This is a genomic window from Microbulbifer variabilis, from assembly GCF_056232115.1.
Window position 1 is genome coordinate 3,541,679 of the sequence record NZ_CP174325.1, and the last position, 20,216, is coordinate 3,561,894.

Sequence of the window (20,216 nt, forward strand, 5' to 3'; positions counted from 1 at the left end):
CGCGTTTACCAGGTTAAGCTGATATCGGTTCCATCAAACTTTACGTCTGAGTCGTACACATATTTCAATGTGCCTTTCCAGAAGGAACCGTGCCATTCCCAGTCGGCATCGTAGCTGACTTCATTAATCACCTTTTGGCTAAAGGCTTCAAAGCTACCGTAGCGCTCCTGGCTACCCATGATCACTACCCAGGTTTGTTCGTTCCAGTCGCAGGTAACGGTATTGGAGTCACCATTGCCACAAGGATAACGCACAGCGATATAGCCGTCGTCTTCCTTACCGAACTTCCAGTTGCCGCTGCGCTTTTCCTCTTCAAACCCCTCCGGCCACTGCAGGGCTACGTTGGAGCCGCCGGAGTGGAACAGCTCAATTTCCGGGTAGGGGTTGTATTGGATCACGGCGACATTGTTTACCTGCTTAATCTTGGGCAGGTGGTCGTTTTGCATGGTGCTATTGCCATCGCCAACCTTCGCCCAGACTGATTGGGTGCCGGTGGTGGCGATCCAGGGGGTCTGCTGGTAGCCCTGACGACCACCCCAGTAGTTCTGAATGGAGTGCATCATCACACCACCATCCTTATACATGGAGAAGTTGGCACCGGAGAGCACCGAGCTGCGGCTGAAAACAGCTCCGGCCTTAGCGGCAGCGGGGGCAGCCGCTTCTGAAAGACCCAGGAATTGGTCAAAGGCCTTTAGCCCTTCATACCCTTCAAGCTGATATCTACTGGCGAACCAAGCGGTATCAGCGGCTACGTCGGGGTGGAAGTAGGCTCCCTGGCTCCAGTAGAAGGGCACACGTTCTTCGCGGGGGAAGTCGGCATAGAGACTGTTTCTGGCATCGCCGAGAGAGTGGCCTACCGAGTAATTCATATTCAGGTTTTTACCGAAATACTCAAAGACCTCATCGGTGATCTCCAGGCCAGAGGTAGCCAGCATTACACCTGCGGGGCTTGGTGTTCTTACTGACTCTTTGCCCAGGCCCGTTAACAGGTAGATGATGCGGTTGATGTTGCCGCCGGAACCGTTCCTGCGATAGCCATCGTTACTGCGGCCTGCGGCTGAAAAAAGGATGCCCTGGTCGTTAGTGACCAGCAAGATGTCCTGTAGCAAGCGTTGCGCAGCTCCTGTGGCCAGTGCGCGGATTTCTGCATCTTCAGAGAAATCAACGAGGTTAAGTAGCGCCGATAAGGTGTAGGGGTAATAGACCGGGGAGTAAAACTCGTAGAAACCGTACTGGTTTTTGACTTCCAGGTAGCGCTTTAGGCGCTTATAAGTTCTGTCATCTGCAAAGGCACCGTACTTTTCCTGCAAAAGGTACTGGGCAGAGGTGTACATGATCATGTGGTTTTCAGAGGCAAAGACATGATCCCCAGTGCCGCCTTCCTTAAACCAGAAATGGTATCCATCCAGGGCGGCAAATAGTTCGTCTTTAATTTCCGGGCGGAAAAACAGAATGCGGATCAGCCTGGTGAGGGTGAAATCTGAATTTTTTTGTCCACCATTGCGCAAGACATCCAGGTTTTTGTTCAGTGCCTCCCAGTTGAGCTCATCGCCAGTGTATGCCTGCAGGACTACAGCGGTATCATTGGTGGAAGAAACCCCCTCTTCAATATATTGCAGTTGCCTATTTTGATAGGCGCTCTCATCAAAAGACTGCGCACTTGCAGAATGTATCGCCAATCCTAATAAAATCGGGTACAGCATTCCTACTACTGGTACTTTCATCAGTACTTGTTCCTATTTAGATTTTGATTTTTGGCGTTAAACACCATAAATGTACCACTTATGTATTACAGGAATTTATTGGACTAAACGATAGGTATTTTCTGTCGGCTTGGGTTGCGATTTCGACCACTTAGGCTCTTGGTTCTCACTTTTTAAAAATTTTCGTGGTCAGTTTTTTGGTCGTCTTAATTATTTATTTTTTATGTCATGCAGATGAATTTTTTTAGCTGCTAATTGGTACAAAGTGGTATTCAAGATAAATTTGTTTTCTCGGGTAAGATAATGAGTAACCTTTTATTCGCTACGGTTTTAATTGTCAGTTTAGGTCTGGGATGAACAGCTTCGGGAAGGGAATGATTAGTTTAATAATCACTTCTTATTGGCGCCAGTTTAGTTTGTAATTGCTGTGCCAACCGATTTAGCATTTGGTGAAAAGTGCTCAGGTTTATAAGGTGGCAAAGCCTGGGGGATTAAAAATTTGCTATTTTGAGAAGAATGTTTTTACAAATGGCGATGTTCGCTTTCATGCATTCGAGAATAAAAAATGAAAAAATTACTAATCTTTTTTGCGGCTGGTTGTTTGGGCGCAGTAGCCAATAGTGTTGTGGTATGGCTGTTTGGGGACTTTGGAATAACCCCATCTCTTGGTGTGTCTATTACCCCATCTTTATCCGCTGAATGGCTCTATCCCAGGGTAGTTTGGGGTGGTATTTGGGGGCTTTTTTTTATTCTTCCCTTCTTGTCATCGAAGTTGTTGTTAAAAGGCAGCATCCTGAGCTTGCTCCCCACTGCGTTCCAGCTTTTTGTGGTTTTTCCGGTGATGGCTGGAAAAGGTATGGCTGGGCTTGAATTGGGTGCACTTACCCCGGTTTTTGTATTGTTTTTTAACTGGATATGGGGAGTTGTTACAGCGCTCACAATAAAATGGGCTCAATCATAAAGCCGCTATATCTGGTTGCTGGGCTTAATTGACAAGTATTCTTTTAGCTGCGCCAAGGCCGCGACTGGTTGTCGTAGAGGGTCCATTAATCCAGTGATCAATAATCTGATGGGCAAAATCACGCCTCTGTGGCCCACTGCTGTCCTTGGTGAGTTCTCCTAGAACCCAGTGATTGTGTGCGATCCAGGTATCCCTGGCGACTGGGCGAATACTCTGGTCTGCCTCACAAAATAGCGGTAGGGATATGGTCAGGTCGCTGGTTTGGCGCAGGGTCTTTGAAGAGATACCTGGGTTTCCAAGTGTCTTCCACCAGCGCCGGGCCGTATCCGGGTCGTGGCCAAATTTTTGCTTAAAAGATTTTGTAAAAGGGCTGAGAAACGGCCAGCTACCGCCTTCCAAAATACGCTCAACTATCTCTTTAGTGCTTGCCCGATCACCAAAGTTCTCCGGGTCATAAAGTACGCGGTCTTTAGCGGCGGCATGGATAGGGCTGGTGGCGTCGGCGGTAACTATCGTTTCTGTAGGCAGGGCTGCTGCGGCAATGGGCAGCAAAGATGGAGCGCCAAGGCCCAGGCAGTGAAATCTTTGCAAACGCGTGTTGCGGTCTTGGTAGCCATCTGCAATACCTTTAAGTACTTGTGCCAGGCGCACGTAACGCCGTGGGACCGGACGGGCCAATTTGAAGGATGCCGTACCACTAACGTAAAAATCTGTTGCATTAAGGTCACCGCAAATACCCGCGAGCCCCATAGCTGCGGATGTTACTCCAGCTTCTGCGGCGAGTTGTCCGGCGTCGCGAGCCGTGTTGTAGTCCATCGCACTCAGTACCGCATATATCGCAAGCCCCTGGCAGAGCGGGTTTTCCGCTACTTTTTGCCAAAGCCTTAAGCTGCGACGGTTGCGTGAGGCAATGCGCTCCACTGTCCAGCCTGTGATCTCCCGTTCCAGGTCCAAGGCCACCAGGCAGGTGCTGGCGAAGTCTTCCTGGGCGATAAGGTCGGTGGGATTCATCAGCAGCTGACGTTCGATCAGCTGGAGGGTATCGATAGACTCGGATCGTCCAGTGCAGTCGGCAAGTACGGATTCTGCCAGTGCATCGGCTTTTTTACGTAGGCTTGGCGGGACCTCGCGACCGCGGGGGAGATGACCGAGCTTTCGGCGTAGAGTTTTGACCTCGCTAGTGATTTCCCTGGCTTTTTCAGAGAATTTCGCAATGACAGAATCGATTAACTGCTTTGTGCCGTTATCGGCAAAGAGTGGCAGGCCCCTGTTGCGCACCTCAACAGCCAGCCGCAGGTTTGGGTTTGTAATACGATGGGCTGATAGCAAGTAGCCATCGGCCGAAATGAGATGACTGGCGAAGGCATCCAAAGTTTGACGGCGTAAGTTGGCAATAAAGTGCATTGAAGCAACTACCTGAGCGGTGCTCCCCCATGGAGCGCATGTGAGCAGGATTTCCACTCATCAAGCAGTCCATGCATGTCTTCCAGTTCCACTTCGAGTTCGAGCGCAACCTGCTCAAAGATATCCCACGCGGCAAAAACATCGGGGTGAGTTTCGATACACTCGGCCACGGCATGATCCATTGGCTCGATAGGCATATCCATCTCATCTTTTTGATGCAGGTTGGGAAGGCTGGGAATGGCCGTCTCGAGACATTCAGCGCGCACAGACTCTTTGGCGGCGTGCCACTCGGCCTTTGCCAACTGCGCCATCGCCAGTAGTACCTCTAATTCCAGCAATTTGATTTCAACACTTTCCTGTTCCGACAAGCAGCCGTCATCCGGTGGCATGGTGCTTCTCCTGTTAACGTATCAGAGGGGTAAAGAGCAGCTCTGCAGCGCCCTGGGAAGATTCATCGCTACTATCAGGGTGTTGGACTCCAAGGGACCAATAGAGATTTGCATTGCTTCGCCATGGCTGGAACCAACGGCTTGCCAGCCTCATAAATGCGATGTCAAAGCTGCTTTCGCCAATATCGGCAAGTGCGAGAGCGTCTACCTCTACACCAGGTCTTCCGCTTAACAGGCTTGAGCTTTTTCTGAATATGCCGCTGAGCCTACAAAAGGCCCCTATGGTAACGCCGGCATGCGGTAAGTGAGAGAAGCGCACCACGGCATTTGCCTCGGCATCGCTGGAGGGGTCATGCAACTTAATGTGGCTTAATAGCATGCCGCCTTCCTGAGGAGGAGAGGTGACATTTTTTACGAAACCACGAACTTCAATAAACTCTCCGTCCAAGTGGTTACTGAGTTTGGCCAGCTCCACATTCTTACCATTGGGAAGTGCGGTACTAAACGACATTGAGGCAATACCCTTCTGCAGTTCCTTAATATCTTTTGGTATTTCCAAACCGCTCGTACTCGCGGCAAGTCTGTAGCAGGCCACATGGCTGGCAATGGCCTTGCGAGTAAGAAAGTGGGCATCAACGGCGATATCCCCAACCCGCTCAGCCAAGCCGCCGCTACCTCTCCCCAAGAGTTCTTGGATGACGTTATGCATAGCCGCCTGCGCTCCTATGAGTGCGGGCAAGTTCCGTTCTATTTCCCCTGCGAATAACAAGCAAATGTTTGTGATATTTTCCGGGTTGCCTATCAATACTGCGCTGTAAATCTGCTTTTGCCACCCCTCTATAAAATCTGTAAATTCCCTGGTGATGGCTTTAACTTCGCCTATGTCATCCGTTGAGAACCCAGGTTTATGCCCTCCTGTCGACACAGCGTTATTAAATTGCGCATGCACTAAAGCCAACAGGCCGCGGCACAGGCACATCATTACCGCATCGGCACCACTTTCCAGGCCTGGGTTCAGGGGTTTATCTGTATTGGGCAGGTAAGCGTTCAGGAGGCTGATATTTTCCGTGTCGCCACTCGCCAGGCCTTCCATTGATGCCTGAATATCGGCCCTTGTTCCTATGTCGGCCAACCTTGTACGCAATCGCTCCACAATACTGTTGGGGACTTCCGAGCCCACCATTTCTTCGGCTTTTGCCAAGAGTCTATCCAGGCGGCTATCGATATCCATTTGTTGAAGGCCATCTTCAAGGTTGGTCGCAAATTGGTCCCTGCTTTCACTGATAGCAATACCTCGTAATACGTATAGGAACTCCAGACCCATTCGATGATCGATTTGATTTAGTTCGGAAGCATTATCTGCGCGGCTTTGTAAATTGCGAAACTCTGCATATCCAAGCCCCAGGCATAGGCGAGCTTGCTGCTCAAGCTGGTTCCAAGAGAAAGTAAGAAGTGTTTTTTGAACAGCTATTGCTTCCCGAAATAATCTTTGGAGAGCGGGATTTTGAACCTTGTAAGCTGGCAGTAAATTAAACTGAGATCTTAGCAGGGATAAATAAGTCTTGCTGGGGTGCACATTGGGCTGTGGCATCCAGGTCTCCTTACGTCACAAGCGGGGTTAGTTTCTCAGTCAAGAGAAGTAATAATAGTTAATCGTAAGGTTTCTGCCTCAAGCGTTCATCGCTTGAATAGTTTTCTTTTGAGCGCTTTTAAATCAAGGTGAACAATCGCTTAGCTATTACCTGTTGATAATAAACCTTGCTAAAGATCTGTTTTTGCGCCTTTGATGAACCATTGCCGTTCTAGCTTTTTGAGGGGGCTTTGATTAACCATTTTATTAGGCAGGCGTTAATAGAGATGCCGAATACAGAAGTAATTTATTGCGATCTAAAAGCGCTTTGACTGTTCCGGCCTCTGTACCATCAGTTGACATAAGCAGAGTATCGGCACTCTGCTTAATTGGTTTGACCACAACGGTAAAGCAATAGTTAAAGATTAAAAAACAACAACTCAGGCGCCTGGAGAGTAAATTGAGAATAAGTCGGCTGATATCTTTCTTCCAGCCAGTATAAAAAATAACCACACATATTTGCTTGGCAATTGCACTATTTGTATAAACTTTAATAAGCTTGTTTTAGCTTGAACCTGAAGGCACCTTCTCTTCGATAGTTTCAATCGGCATCCAACCTAAGTACTGGTGCGCATTTTCGTAATGGTCCATTCCTACTTCCCAGGCAATAAGGGTGGCGCCCTCTGACTCTGTGGCAACTTTCCAAATTACCCTGACTAACCCACGATTTGTGGCATTTTCCGCTGTAGGAAGACAGTCTTGACAGCTAATCCATTGAGGTAACTTACTGTTCTGGCTGGGTTTACCAGCAAGGGAGATTTGGTTACTCAAAAGAAAGTTCCTCACCAAACAAATTTGAATTGTAAATAGTCTTATTGTTGCTTATTGAGGTGCCAATAAAGGTATCGATATACCCGCGGTATTGTTCACCTGTCGGCAATCATAGCATATTTGATAGTAAGACTTGCTGGTCAACTATAGGCCTACGCAGCAATAATTTGGCTTCAAATGTGAACTGGTTAAATGAATTTTTTTATTTAGTAGGGTGTCTATTAACCTTCAGCCCATAAAAGTAGTTTTTCTTTTAATTTTTCATAACCCTCAGGCCGGCCTGATTCTTATTGTTGCGTAGATTTAGGGTTGTCTGTGAGGCTATGAGATCATGTGATTATACTAACACTGTTTAATATTTTGGTGAGTTTCATAAGGGCTGTATTGTATTTTTTGGCAATTGTATAGACCAAAATATATTTTTTATTAAGAGTGCTGGCAGGTTCTATAATAGTTAATAGAGAGGTTGTTATTAAAATTGTTGCGTATCTTGGGAATTCCTTACTCTAAAAGATCAGTAACCACCGCATGATAGGTGCTAATAATTTTGGCCCATGCTGATGTTATAGTATTTCAAGGATTTCTTTTTCGGAAATTGGTTGGGGTTTAATTAGATCTTGTCATCGGGTCAGAAGGGGCATGATCTCTTGAAAAAAACCGATACTTTACCAATATGAATATCTCGGATAAATTTTTTAGTCGCGGCAATTATTGGTGCTGAAAGATTTAAACACTGAATTCTATGCAGGGATTTCTCAGAAAAATCCTAGGCACCTAGTGTTTGATAGAAAGTAAAAGCGGAGACTTACAATGCTCTCCCGAAAGACCAGTATATATGATCCCCGTATCGCCCTAATGGGCGATAAACTTTTTTAAACTGCATATAGACCATCTGATTCTCAGCGATTTCTATTTGTCACTATCCGTTTCTTTTTGATCCGCAGATAAATTTCTTCGCGGTGAACGGAAATGGATTTGGGAGCATCCACTCCTACCTTTACCTGATCACCCTTTACTTCAAATACTGTGATCGAGACTTTTGTTCCAATTCTGATATTTTCGCCAATTCGGCGGGTTAAAATTAACATGGTCATTTCCTATTGAACTTAAACCATAGGCAGGCTTTCCATGGTGGAAAGGCTTAAAAGTAATGTGTGAAGGAAATGCGGGGTGGTGCACGAGAACGGTAGGCGCAGAAGAAGAAAAGGCGGGCGCAACGCTCCCAGAGCCTGGGGAATCGCTCCAAGCTACTGAATGTTCTCCACTTTATTGAAGACGAGTGGGTTTCTAGCGTATTATCCATTCAGCCATTTTGATAGTTGGGTTATCAATTTGGTCAGCTGGCCCCTGGTGTTCCTGCACCTTGGGTCAGCGCCTTTTACTTGCTCTTACATCACGCTAGCGTTCTCCTTTGAAGGGTGGGGTTTCTAGGGAAATCTTAAGGCTTCTGACTCTCTTAGGCTTTTTAGATTATTGCCCACAGAGGTTTGCTAAATAAGCGCCTAAATCCCGATAAATATCCACCAATTCTACGCAGCTTTGACACTAAAACAAACTTAATAAAATCCAATAAGATTATTTTCGTGCCTATATTTGCCTGTTTACACTTGGATATAATTTTATTCTTGATTGGTTTAGGTGGCTTTCCGTACCGGTTCTCATCTTATAAATTGAATAATCCCTCCGCTTTTCCAGGTGCTCACTGATTGGTGAGATAAAATTCAGGGAAAAGTGTTTGGAGAAGTAGGTGGAGCCTTCAGGGCAGGCCGATAACTGCTTATTGTAGGCTTATCTCCGGTTTACTTTATGGGTTTATTGTTTCTGGTGGGGTTAGCCTTTTTGGGGGTGTCCCGGCGTAGACAGGTGTGTGAGGAGTAGAGGGCCGTTTATAAATTCAGGAATAGGGTGGTTTATTTTTTAATTTGGACTGAAATAGAGCTTGATGTATTTTTTTATAGACAGTGAGTGAGCAGGAATAAAAGGGAAGGGATAGGTGGCCAGTGGCACTTACTTTCCCTCCTCAACAAATATGTAGAAGCGTTACTCTTCGTAACGGATTTCAGTGATATAGTAAGTCTGCCATTCTTCTCCTTGACGAATTTCTATCTCATCGTCGAGCTTTCGCCCCAGTAGGCTGCGTGCAACTGGGGAGTCCATTGAGATCAGGCCTGCTTTCACATCAAACTCATCTGGGCCGACGATTCGATAGCTAACAGCTTCGCCGTCCTCATCCTCAAGCGTCACCCAGGCCCCAAAAAATACTTTTTCTTTATCTTCTGGTACCCGATCTACTACGGTGATTTCCTCCAGGCGTTTAGTGAGAAAGCGCACGCGGCTGTCGATTTCACGCAGTCGTTTCTTGCCATAGATATAATCTGCGTTTTCGGAGCGGTCCCCTAACTTGGCTGCGTCACTGACAGCCTGGGTGACCCTGGGCCGTTCTTCCTCCCAGAGGTGTTTTACTTCGGCGCGCATTCGCTGCGCGCCCTCTGCGGTGATATAGCGGGAGCCGCGCGGACGCGGCGGTCTCCATCTTCCCATAGGTTTACTGGATGCCTCTTAACTGTAGGGATGCGCTGCTAAAGGTTTTCAATGGTGATTCCTGGGCCGGCTTCTGCCAGCGGAAACTTGAATATACGACTATAGAACTCGAGTTCGCCTTCAAGTGCCATCTTGATGCTGTCGCCACTCCTGAATCCGTGTCCTTCATTGGTGAAGGTGATATAAGAAACGGGAATGCCACGCTCTTTGAGGGCTTTTACCATGGTTTCTGCCTGGTTGGGCGGTACTACCTTATCTTCCATACCCTGAAAGAAGATTACCGGGCAGCTCAGCTGCTCCACATGATTGATGGGAGAGCGCTCATAATAAATATGCTCGGCAGATGGCCAGGGGCCCACCAGTTTATCCAGGTAGCGGGATTCAAATTTGTGTGTGTCTTTGGCAAGGCTGCTCAATTCACCGATGCCATAATGGCTGGCGCCGGCCTTAAAGGTGTCGTGATAGGTGAGTGCGGCGAGTACTGTATAACCGCCAGCGCTGCCGCCTTTAATTAACAGCCGTTCAGGATCTGCCAGACCTCGGTCAACCAGGTACTCGGCACCTGCACAGACGTCCTCGACATCATAAATTCCCCATTTATCGGTGAGGCGATCTCGATATTCACGCCCATATCCTGTGCTGCCGGAATAGTTTACATCCAGAATGGCAAAGCCGCGGCTGGTCCAATATTGCACTTTTAAGTTGAGGCCTGCTGAAGTGGCACCTGTGGGGCCGCCATGGCTAAATACAATCAGTGGGGGCTTATCGCCTTCGGGGGCTGAGTAGCTGGGGTTGTGTGGAGGATAGTAAAAGCCATGGACGTCGCGGTCGTTTACCGTAAAGGTAATTGCCTGGGCGTTGGAGAAGAGATTGGTTGGTAAGGTACGGCTGTTACTGCTGGCTATAGGTTCTAAAGTGCGCATAGCCGAGTCAAAAGTGACAACCGCTGGAAAACTGTCGGTGCCAGCGGCAATCATAATGGCTTTGCCATCTTCACAGTGCAGGCTTTCAATATCGCAATAGGGCTGTTCGATAGTGTGGTGCTTACCGGTGCGGGTATTCAGGGTGGCCAGATACCAGCGGCCGCTCTCAGTGTAAGTGCAGAGGACTTCTTCTTCGCCGATAAAGCCGTAGGTAGACATGCCGAATACCCACTGGGGTGTGGCGAATTCTGCATTTTTTTCCCACAGGGGAGCCTCTTGCCCCAGCTGATACAGGTTCCACCAGTTGTTGCGGTCAGAAACATAAACCAGCTCCCCCTTTGGGGACCATTGCGGTTGAAATATGGATTCGTTCTGCCCGCCGGCCACTTGCGTGACTCCGGTAACTACCCCTTGTGTATTCAAGTCGGCAAGGCACAGTTCGGTGGCATCCCAGGGGAGGTTGGGGTGATGCCAGCGCAGGAAGCTCAGCTTGCTGCCGTCGGCATTCAGGGCCGGGTTTGAATAAAAATCAGCACCTTCCTGTAATACTTCGGGAGTTGTATCCAGTGGTTTTTGCAGGTCGATCGCAATGATACGAGCACGCGCTTCAGCGCCTTGCTCGTGGCCGCTGTCGTCTTCCTCGATACAGATCAGGCGGTTTCTTTTTTTATCCAGAATTAAGTCTGCGTAGCGCGAGCTATTTTCTGGAGTAATGGCTTCGGGCAGGGTGCTGTCGAGTTTCATGCGGTAGATACGCTGGTCTTCCGCTAACACAAAGTAGAGCGTATCCCTACTCACCAGGTAGCTGCCGCCACCGTATTCGTGGGCTTTGGAGCGCACACTCACAGGGGCGGGAGTGAGGTCCTTGCGGCCATCTTTTGGGCAGTATTGCACCAGGACATTGCGGCCTTTCTCTAATGGTCGCGACTCCAGCCAGTAATAGCGCCCATCTACCAGAGTGGCTTCCCCTAGGCGCACACTGCCCTCTACAAGAAGTTCAGCGCTGATTGCAGATTTCCAGCTGCCATAGGGGGCGGTAATTGTCATGGGGACCTCGCTCATTGGTTAGTTATTTCCTTATTTGGTTTCTTGCATTCTGCCGGCCCTGTAAAGAGGGCACAAGGTGCCTTTCTAAGGGCAGATGCCTGTGATAGGCTGCAATAACCAAGCAAGCGCTTGGTGTGATCAATAACAATGATCAACTGATTTTTAGGGATACTGCCTTGAAGATCTTGTGCCTGGTGACGGTGCAGATACTTCGAGAAAGGCAATCAATGGATTTTGAATAGATCCTTCGACTTGCCAGGTTGACCGCGGCCCAAATAAAGATAATTCAGGAGAGCCTGCGATGTCTGATGAAGTTGTAATTACTTGCGCCCTGACAGGGGTGCTCACCAACCCCCAGCAGCACCCGGTTCCGGTTACCCCAAAGGAAATGGCAATCTCTGCGCGGGAAGCCTTTGATGCCGGTGCTTCGGTTATGCATGTACATTTTCGTGCCCAGGAGCCGGGTAAGGGGCATCTGCCCAGCTGGGACCCGCAAGTGGCATTGGAAATAGCCGATGCAATTCGCGAAAAGTGTCCCGGTGTTATTTTAAATTTTTCCACTGGCACCATAGGCAGGGACCAGCGAGGCCCATTGGAGTGTGTACGCGCCGGCAAACCGGAAATTGCTGCCTGTAATGCTGGCAGCCTGAATTACCTGAAGGCGCGCTCTAATGGCACCTGGGCCTGGCCGCCCATGGTTTTTGATAACCCGGTAGACAAGGTGGAGGAGCTACTGGAAGTTTGCCGTGAGACAGGTACCCGGCCAGAGTTTGAGTGTTTTGATCTCGGTATTGTGCGCTCGGTGGGCATGTATGCAGATGTAGGTATGGTGGATAAGCCCAATTACAATCTGGTGATGGGGGTGGCTTCGGGAATGCCCGCAGACCCGGAACTGCTGGAGCTTATGCCGAAATATATGAAGCCAAATAGCCTGTGGCAGAGTACGGTGATCGGGCGTGAGGAAATCTGGCCCGTGCATCGCAAAACAGCGGAGCTGGGCGGGAACCTTCGCTCAGGGGTGGAAGATACCTTTTACCTGCCTGGAGGGGAGCGTACTAGCGGTAATGGCCAGCTGATTGAGGCGCTGGCTGTTATTGCGGAGGAGTGTGGACGAAAAGTGGTATCTCCAGAGCGTGCGCGGGAAATTTTCTGTTAAGACCTTCCTATTTATGGTGATGCCGTGGCGGGTGAATTTTATGCTGCGGCAGGCCTTTCCTCTTTATTCCTTTGACTCCTGCTGAAAATCAATCTGCCTGGGGACTGCTAGTCTTATTACCAGCCTGGGTGTCGCCGATACCATGGGTGAATAAAAAGTAAGCCGTCAAAGGGAGTGGTGGATGCAAGCGCTTCTGGACCAATTAATCAGGGTGATTGACTGGGCCAACCTGTTTCTATGGGGGGGAGTTGCCGGCATTTGGTGGTTGGGAATTTTGATCATGGCCTTATTGCCGGCCGGCCTCTACTTTTCCATTCGTACCCGCTTTATCCAGTTCAGGCACTTTGGCCATATGGTGAAGGTTATGGTGCGCGGTATCCATAAAGAGCATCCCGGTTCAATTTCTGCTTTTCAGGCATTTGCCACCAGTGCTGCGGCCCGTATTGGTACCGGGAGCCTTGCGGGCGTTGCGGTTGCCATTACTGCTGGGGGGCCGGGTGCCGTATTCTGGATGTGGATGGTGGGCTGGCTGGGGATGGCGACCAGTATGGTTGAAAATACCCTTGCTCAGGTTTACAAGGAAAAAGGGGAGCAGCCGGGAACGTTCCGCGGTGGGCCTGCGTACTACATCGAAAAGGGGCTCGGGCCAAACTGGAGGTGGTTATCAGTCACCTTTTCTATATTCCTGTTGATGTGTTACGGCTTTATTTTCAACTCAGTGCAGTCAAATGCCATGGCCCAGGCAATCAACGATGCCTGGGGAATTAACCCGCTGTTAGTGGGGTTTGTGGTGGCCTTGGTTGCGGCGATTATTGTGTTTGGTGGTATACGCTCTATCGCAAGCTTTGCGGGAATTGTAGTGCCCTTTATGGCGATCGCCTATCTGTTAGTGGCTCTGGCAATCTTGATCGTCAATATTGCCGAGTTACCAAAAGTACTCGCCACTATTTTGAAAAGTGCTTTCGGACTGACTGAGGCTGGCGCAGGTGTACTGGGGGCAGTGGTTTCCAATGGTATTAAGCGCGGATTATTTGCCAATGAGGCCGGGTTGGGGTCTTCGCCAAATGTTGGTGCTGCCGCCGATGTAAAGCATCCATTGGTGCAGGGTTATGTGCAAATGGCTTCGGTATTCCTGGATACCATTGTGATTTGTAGCTGTACGGCGGCGATTATTCTGGTTGCCGATGTTTATATGGTGGGGAATGTCGAAGGAGTAAAGCTGGCCCAGGACTCGTTAGCTAGTGAGGTGGGCTCCTGGGGAAGCGGATTTATTGCCTTTGCGCTGCTGTTCTTTGCGTTCACTTCGATTATTGGTAATTACTATTATGGTGAAACCAATATTTTTTATCTTTACCACACGCGCACCTCTATATTCTGTTATCGCATTGTTTTCCTGATATTTATCCTCTTTGGTGCCTGGGTTTCTTTCAGCGGCAGTGCCGAGAATTTTACCTTGCTTTGGCGCATGGCTGATGTGTCAATGGGATTTATGGCTTCGACAAATATCCTGGCTATTATTTTGCTTTCAGGCATTGCATTCAAAGTTCTAGCGGACTATGAAGAGCAATTAAATCGAGGAATTAAGGAGCCAGTTTTTGATGCCAGCAAGTATGATATTAAAGGGATTGACCATGAGGTGTGGGATAGAAAATAAGAGTTTACATTATTAGCATCTGTAAAAGATTTATGTCCAGTAGAAATGATAATAACCACAAAAAATAAAGTAATTAATTTTGCTCAATATCATTGATAGTTCTTACTGGATAAGCAAGACCCTATTCCAATATTTCTAAATTCTATTTTAGTGAATGGAAAGAGGGACTATCTATTGAAAGTCCCTCCATTTTATTGAAATGTTAGACGATTTCGTATTTAAATGTATATGGAGCGAGCTGTTCAGAGAGATGGTTCTGGAGATTTGAATTTCCCTGAGTGGAGACCCTGGCAATAGTTCCAAGTGTTTTATCCTGCTCTACTTTTACCTCAGTATCAGCAGTGGCAATATCTGTATCCTGGTTGAGCTGCCTGATAATACCCTCAACACATAAGCGGATTTCTTCCATCTCTAGTGCAGGTTTGAATATTTTGCCAACTGCTGTAGTGGGGAGCACTGTGCGCAGTACAATTTTCTTTGGAATAGCTGCGCGTTCAGTAATGTTCTCCCTGGCGTAACTGGTAATTTCTTCCAGTAGGGTTTGGGCAGAGGAATTCATTACAATCTCATTCTCTTGGGTTGTGAGAGAATCGGCGGCATCATCCGATAACATGACATAGGCGACGGGGATTTCTCCCGCATAAGCATCAGGAGTACCTACCGCTGCCACCATGGCAACAGATGGGTGCTGACAAAAGATTTCTTCGATCAGCTTGGGTTCAATATTATGCCCGCCGCGCACAATTAATTCCTTCTTGCGGCCGGTGAGCCAAAAGTACCCATCTTCATCCTGCCTGCCCAGGTCTCCGGTATTTAACCAGCGGCGCCCCTGGTCATCGTGGACCCAAATCCCCCTGTTGTGCTCAGGATTGAGATACCCATTAAATACATTGTCACCGTAAATAATCAGGCTCCCGATTTCATTTGTCCGGCTATAACGGGTGAAATTCCCTTGTTCATCCAGCTGCGCACTTTGCATCATTTGCTGCGGTAAACGTAGCCCTATAGAACCCACCTTTTTGGTTCCATATGGGGGAGTAATGCTGCTGGCACAGGTGCCCTCCGTTAAGCCATACCCCTCGACAATCTGTACACCAGTTATTCGCTCAAAAGCATTAAATACTTCTACGGGCATAGGGGCTGCACCGCACAGGGCCATCTGCAGGGAGGATATATCGCATTGGTTTACTGGCTGTTGGAGTAGGGTGGAATAAACTGTAGGTACAGCGCTAAAACTGTTCACTCGATATAGCTCGATGATCCTCCAAAAATTGGTAAACACACCTTCTCCCCTGTAGCCTTGGGGAGTCATTAATACAACTTCACAGCCATTGATAAAGGCTGCAAGTCCAGTCACTATTGCTGCATTTACATGAAACAACGGCAGTCCGCAAAGAATCACCTTTCCTGGATTCATAATATCGCCTGCGACGAGGCTAATACTTTTCGCGTTGGCTAATTCATTACCGTGGGTATGTGTTGCAATTTTGGGTAAGCCTGTTGTACCTCCGGTACAAAAAAGGGAGGCAATATCATCACTATTAATGCTGCGTTTGAAATTCAAACGGTTGGAATTCTGTTTTTTTATGGCCGCTTGAAATTGTATTCGTTGTTTTCCCTCCAGCGACTTCAATTGTCTGCGGTATTGATATTGTATGATTTTAGCTGCAAAACTTTTAAACCCGCGGGCGTGATAGGCGGGATCTACATGGAGAATGCTTTTAACTCCCGGCAGGTCGGTCAAGATACTCTCAATTTTTTCGAAAAGATCGGTGCCGGGGAAAGGGCTCAGGGTGACAATTGCTTTTGCTTGGCTATGCTGCAACAGCTCTTTTATCTGTTTGGCTTCCAGCAAGGGATTGATTGCCAATACTCTGGCTGATGCTTCTGCCCCCCATAAAACATAGTGTGTTTCGGGCAGGTTTGGCAGTATGTAGGCTACGGTATCGGTTTCTTCAATACCAATACTTCTAAATAAGTTAGCTGTTTGAATGATGCGCTCGGCCAGCATTTGATAGCTGATTTTTACCGGTTTTTCATAATCATGCCCAGTGAGAAAGAAAGAAACTGCAGTTTGCTGAGAGTAGCGTTCACAGGATGCCATTAATGCATCAAAGGTGTTGCCAGTAAACTTTTCCGAGATCTCTTTAAGGTGAGTAAAATCATAGCCTTCTGGTTGCTTGTCTGTTCCAAGGTAGGCTTCCAGAGCCTCGATGTCTTTCAAGGTTGAGGTGGACATAGTATGACTCCCTGTCTGCGGGCTAGCGCCTGGCAGCATTGTGTTATTCATTATTCTAGGGTGTGTGAAAGTCAGCTCAGGCCTAGCCCAGTTGTCGGGCAAGCCACTCTTGCTCTTGCCCGGGCTCCGGCATCACAGCGCCTCCCTCGATAACCCAGCTTGCGGGAACATCAACAAGGTCTACCGAGCAGCGAGAGCGGGGGCAGCACAAAATCTGGGAAGCTGAGTTAACAAAGGCACTGGCCAACTCTGACTTGATTTTATCGCTACGGCCTGAGCGAATGGAACCCAGGATATGGACAATGTTTCTTGAGCGCAGGTGAACGCCTCGGCTGAATACAACTTGTACGAATTGTGCAGGTGCGCCGGTAATGGAGCAGTGTGCTTCGGTAATTGCGGATACCAATGCCTGTTGATCAGAGTCCAATAGTGGCCGTTTAGTGGAAATTGTGTATAGGGGCATTTTTATCTCCTATAAGTTGATGTGTGTTTTGAATTGCCCCGAGGCGCTTTTGGATTTCACTAAGCGTATTAGTGTCTTGCCAATAAATGCTATTTGCCTTAGCGGAGACATGCGCTTGCGATTTGTGCTTAGGAATTCTTTGCTGAGCGAATGGTCCGGGGCTGTAATGACGACCTCGTATGTATCTCTTCCTGTTACTGAACACCACTGGTCAAGCAGCCTGTATAAAAATGAGTGCCGTAAAGTATTGGTAGTTCCATCGGGTAGGGGGGCCATAAAGGTGGCCGCTGACGATTGCTTACCCTCCATAAATGCCTGATTAACTGGCACTTCCATCCATACAACCCTGGGTGCTACACGTGGGTTCATATGATCCTGATAAGCCAGATTAATGGTGAACTCCAGCTTCTGTTTTTCGTGGTTAGTTAAGGTCCCCTCGATAAAAGAGCACAAAACAATAGGTTTGAATCGCATTATCTGTCCATTAGGTTGCATTATGGAACTTATTAAGCGCCAATAAGTTCTAAAATGCAACTAAATTGTTAATAGTGAAAGCGTATCAAGCAATAACTTTTAGTTATATCTGAGCCTATTGAGAGGTTCGGGAGAGTTTTGTAATGAAACTTCCTATGAGACTATGGCGCCCTGGGCTACTACAGGACTGTTATGAGAGAGAAGAAACCCGCTGTTCAATGTGCGATCGAAGAGGCGCTTTCTGTAATTGGGGATCGCTGGAGTCTGCTTATTGTTCGCGACGTACTGAGAGGGGTGAACCGGTTTGACTCACTGCAGGAGAGCCTGCAAATTTCCAGAAATATTCTTACCCAAAGATTAAATACCCTGGAAGAAGCTGGCATTCTGGTTAAGATCCCAATCAAACCCGGAGCGCGCCGCATGCTCTATAACGCAACCCCGAAGTGCTTTGCGCTGGTTCCTACTTTGGTTTCTCTGATCGACTGGAGTGCCCGCTGGTCTGAAAAGCCAAATACACGGTGGGCCCGTGTCATTGATAAAAGGACTGGGGAGCCTGTGACAGTGGATTTGGTTGGAAATGATGGTGAGCCGGTTTCCCTGTTGGACTTGGACTTAACGTACTAGGGGCTGTTCTCGCCAGGTCGGTTGCGGGTAACCTGATTGAACTGGTTGATAATTGCCACTGCTTCTACTGCATAGCATGGGGTTACAAGATTGCTATCTGCCGGGAGACGTGTACCCGGCAGGAAAGATTATTTAGAGGGAAGGCTTGTTTATTGCCAAATAGAAAATTAAAGCGGCCTGCACTACTGCCAGAACAATCGCAATAATACGGGTACGCTGCGTAGAAGACTGCTTTAAAGCAAAAAAACCGGCGATTATATAACCAAATACCAAGGCTATTTTCACTGCAAGCCAATGGTAAATGGCCGGATTCCAGCTGCCGATAACTACCAGCGCGATAGCTGCACTTAGCAGAACAGTGTCATTCACATGGGGTATCCAGCGCAATGGAGTTTGCCGCCATGCAGTATTTCTGCTGAGATCCAGGCTGGTACGTAGTAGAAAGAGAGTGATACTCAGAACTGCGGCAAAAACATGGGTATGTTTTATCAGGGTATAACTAACCATCGATAAGGCTACTTCATTTTCCCGAGAGTAATGTCCGGAAATTGTAAATTGGAACGTGCCAGTTGAATGAGCACACGCTAGTGATGGCAGATGGTAACGAGTAAACAGTCGATCCTGCAACTGGATTAGGGGCTTAAGTAAGCCCCGATTATACGGAACTTCGATACAAGGTAGCGATACGAAACGCTTACTCTGTTTAATACGAGGCACTTTTCGGGCCAAAGGAGGTACTGACTATTATGGGATATGAGTCGTAGTAGTCCAGGCTTGGCCTGACAGAACATCTTTTGAAAAACCGGTAACTGTCAGCTCAGGTATGAACTACTACATTTAAGGTATCCTAGTCTAAGAAAACCTTAATAACTGAAAAGTCAGAACTATTCTCTGCTAGATCAATGGCTTTGATATAGTAATCAATTTCAGAAATACCTTCGGGGATATTTTCATCTATAAACTCGGGTTTCCAGGTTCGACCTTCGTAACCATTTAAATTTGGAAGCTGCCTATATATTGCATAATGGCCGATTCCATAATCATCCTGTGAGTTCTCCCATTTAAGGTGTACAGCGCCGTTCAAAATTTCATAAGTGATGCCTGTTACATCAGAAGGCGGGGTAATGTCATCACTTTTATTACAAAGCTTTTCATATCGACCTAATCCATCGTGGCATTGATCAGGTTCATCTTGAATTTGGCCGCTTGACAAAAATTCACTGCTCTTGCCCCCAACACACAAATTTTCATGGCATTGGTTGGTATCAAAATTTGCCCTACATTTTCCGCATAATCCAATTGGGTCCTCATTAAATGGTTTTTTAGATGCATCCCTTTCTGGCCAGTATGTACACACAACCTGTATGGCGCCATCTTCATAGTTTGGGTTCCCAGTACCAGCTATTCCGGTATTGCAGTTGGCGACAGCGCAACCGATATATCGAGTTTCATTATTACAAACTTGAGCCCAATGACCACAATGTTCACCATAACAAGCATTGGTTTCCCAATCATAACTAGTATTTTCGTGATACCAATCAAACACTGCACCTTTCCAGGTTGAAATGTCGTAGTTGGAAGCAGGAGGGTTGTGTGTAAAGAGAGCAATATTTTCTGTGGCATATTTTCCACCTGCCAAACTCTCACTATTGTAGGAGGTTAAATGTCTAACCGAATCATAGGCATCTCGAATACCTTGAGGCCCCCCGTAATGACCATTGTAACAACTGAGCGCTCGTTGTTTGGCCATTTCTTCAAGCGCAGGGTCCCAAAAAACTTTGATCATGTCTGAGGCTGATTCTGGTCCGTTCATTCCGCTACCTTCTCCACTGGCACACTTAGAGCGGTAGTCATTATGTGCATCCAGTAAAGCCTGTTTTTCTAACTGCGATAACTCATGAATATAGTTATCGTCTCTCGGGTCTGGCTCCGGTTCTGGTTCTGGTTCCGGTTCCGGTTCTGGTTCTGGTTCTGGTTCTGGTTCCGGTTCTGGTTCCGGTTCTGGTTCCGGTTCTGGTTCCGGTTCTGGCTGTGGTTCCGGCTGTGGTTCTGGGTTAGTAGGGTTGTCTAAATCAGGAGTGGGCTCACCACCTCCACCCCCACAGGCAGCAAGAAGCATACAAGCTAGTAAAAGGGGAGTGATCTTCTTTATGTTGAGTGAAATCGAAAATATTTTGGTCAAAATTTTCACAGGAATATCCATCCATACCACCCTTGGCGTTACAGGCTTAATTAAA

Annotated in this window: 17 protein-coding genes; 4 read left to right on the forward strand and 13 right to left on the reverse strand. The window is 47.7% G+C overall.

From position 1 onward, the window contains the following. Positions 1 to 5 precede the first annotated feature (5 nt). On the reverse strand, positions 6 to 1,724 hold the full coding sequence (locus ACJJI7_RS15785) for a hypothetical protein (RefSeq protein WP_444901755.1): 1,719 nt from the start codon (positions 1,722 to 1,724) through the stop codon (positions 6 to 8). A 544-nt stretch (positions 1,725 to 2,268) separates the two neighbouring features. Here ACJJI7_RS15785 and ACJJI7_RS15790 point away from each other — a divergent pair. Beyond that, positions 2,269 to 2,664, forward strand: coding sequence for a hypothetical protein (locus tag ACJJI7_RS15790; protein ID WP_020415051.1), 396 nt, complete (start codon positions 2,269 to 2,271; stop codon positions 2,662 to 2,664). A gap of 24 nt (positions 2,665 to 2,688) precedes the next feature. Here ACJJI7_RS15790 and ACJJI7_RS15795 read toward each other — a convergent pair whose 3' ends face one another. The 7 genes from ACJJI7_RS15795 to ACJJI7_RS15825 all read right to left on the reverse strand — a co-directional run bounded on the left by ACJJI7_RS15795 (position 2,689) and on the right by ACJJI7_RS15825 (position 11,384). Beyond that, entirely contained in the window at positions 2,689 to 4,068 is a 1,380-nt protein-coding gene (locus ACJJI7_RS15795; protein WP_444901754.1) for a hypothetical protein, read from the reverse strand. A gap of 8 nt (positions 4,069 to 4,076) precedes the next feature. Further along, positions 4,077 to 4,457: a hypothetical protein gene (locus ACJJI7_RS15800; protein ID WP_020415053.1), complete on the reverse strand. Its 381-nt coding sequence runs from the start codon at positions 4,455 to 4,457 to the stop codon at positions 4,077 to 4,079. Between the two features lie 13 nt (positions 4,458 to 4,470). Then, positions 4,471 to 6,048, reverse strand: coding sequence for a hypothetical protein (locus tag ACJJI7_RS15805; RefSeq protein ID WP_282950873.1), 1,578 nt, complete (start codon positions 6,046 to 6,048; stop codon positions 4,471 to 4,473). 543 nt (positions 6,049 to 6,591) lie between these two features. Next, entirely contained in the window at positions 6,592 to 6,858 is a 267-nt protein-coding gene (locus ACJJI7_RS15810) for a hypothetical protein (protein WP_020415056.1), read from the reverse strand. Positions 6,859 to 7,757: 899 nt separating this feature from the next. Further along, on the reverse strand, positions 7,758 to 7,946 hold the full coding sequence (csrA, locus tag ACJJI7_RS15815; protein ID WP_020415057.1) for a carbon storage regulator CsrA: 189 nt from the start codon (positions 7,944 to 7,946) through the stop codon (positions 7,758 to 7,760). A gap of 952 nt (positions 7,947 to 8,898) precedes the next feature. Beyond that, positions 8,899 to 9,399, reverse strand: coding sequence for a transcription elongation factor GreB (gene greB, locus ACJJI7_RS15820; protein ID WP_020415058.1), 501 nt, complete (start codon positions 9,397 to 9,399; stop codon positions 8,899 to 8,901). A gap of 38 nt (positions 9,400 to 9,437) precedes the next feature. After that, the gene (locus tag ACJJI7_RS15825) at positions 9,438 to 11,384 is read right to left on the reverse strand and encodes a S9 family peptidase (protein WP_444901753.1); all 1,947 of its coding nucleotides are present in this window, start codon (positions 11,382 to 11,384) and stop codon (positions 9,438 to 9,440) included. 286 nt (positions 11,385 to 11,670) lie between these two features. Between ACJJI7_RS15825 and ACJJI7_RS15830 the strand changes: the two genes are divergently transcribed. Both ACJJI7_RS15830 and ACJJI7_RS15835 read left to right on the forward strand, forming a co-directional pair. After that, positions 11,671 to 12,525 (forward strand): beta-keto acid cleavage family enzyme, encoded by an 855-nt coding sequence (locus tag ACJJI7_RS15830; protein ID WP_444901752.1) that lies wholly within the window; start codon positions 11,671 to 11,673, stop codon positions 12,523 to 12,525. 181 nt (positions 12,526 to 12,706) lie between these two features. Beyond that, positions 12,707 to 14,179 (forward strand): alanine/glycine:cation symporter family protein, encoded by a 1,473-nt coding sequence (locus ACJJI7_RS15835; protein WP_020415061.1) that lies wholly within the window; start codon positions 12,707 to 12,709, stop codon positions 14,177 to 14,179. 202 nt (positions 14,180 to 14,381) lie between these two features. On the opposite strand, the gene ACJJI7_RS15840 is transcribed toward ACJJI7_RS15835, so the two are convergent. The 3 genes from ACJJI7_RS15840 to ACJJI7_RS15850 all read right to left on the reverse strand — a co-directional run bounded on the left by ACJJI7_RS15840 (position 14,382) and on the right by ACJJI7_RS15850 (position 17,355). Continuing rightward, complete coding sequence (locus ACJJI7_RS15840; RefSeq protein ID WP_282950849.1) at positions 14,382 to 16,418, reverse strand: acyl-CoA synthetase; 2,037 nt, start codon at positions 16,416 to 16,418, stop codon at positions 14,382 to 14,384. 82 nt (positions 16,419 to 16,500) lie between these two features. Continuing rightward, the gene (locus ACJJI7_RS15845) at positions 16,501 to 16,881 is read right to left on the reverse strand and encodes a tautomerase family protein (RefSeq protein WP_282950848.1); all 381 of its coding nucleotides are present in this window, start codon (positions 16,879 to 16,881) and stop codon (positions 16,501 to 16,503) included. A 9-nt stretch (positions 16,882 to 16,890) separates the two neighbouring features. After that, positions 16,891 to 17,355 (reverse strand): hypothetical protein, encoded by a 465-nt coding sequence (locus tag ACJJI7_RS15850; RefSeq protein ID WP_157533698.1) that lies wholly within the window; start codon positions 17,353 to 17,355, stop codon positions 16,891 to 16,893. 192 nt (positions 17,356 to 17,547) lie between these two features. Here ACJJI7_RS15850 and ACJJI7_RS15855 point away from each other — a divergent pair, with 192 nt between their 5' ends. After that, positions 17,548 to 17,979, forward strand: a complete 432-nt coding sequence (locus ACJJI7_RS15855; protein ID WP_282950847.1) for a winged helix-turn-helix transcriptional regulator — start codon at positions 17,548 to 17,550, stop codon at positions 17,977 to 17,979. Between the two features lie 132 nt (positions 17,980 to 18,111). Here ACJJI7_RS15855 and ACJJI7_RS15860 read toward each other — a convergent pair whose 3' ends face one another. Continuing rightward, on the reverse strand, positions 18,112 to 18,486 hold the full coding sequence (locus ACJJI7_RS15860; RefSeq protein WP_282950846.1) for a SirB2 family protein: 375 nt from the start codon (positions 18,484 to 18,486) through the stop codon (positions 18,112 to 18,114). A 340-nt stretch (positions 18,487 to 18,826) separates the two neighbouring features. After that, positions 18,827 to 20,182: a CAP domain-containing protein gene (locus ACJJI7_RS15865; protein ID WP_444901751.1), complete on the reverse strand. Its 1,356-nt coding sequence runs from the start codon at positions 20,180 to 20,182 to the stop codon at positions 18,827 to 18,829. Between the last annotated feature and the right edge of the window lie 34 nt (positions 20,183 to 20,216).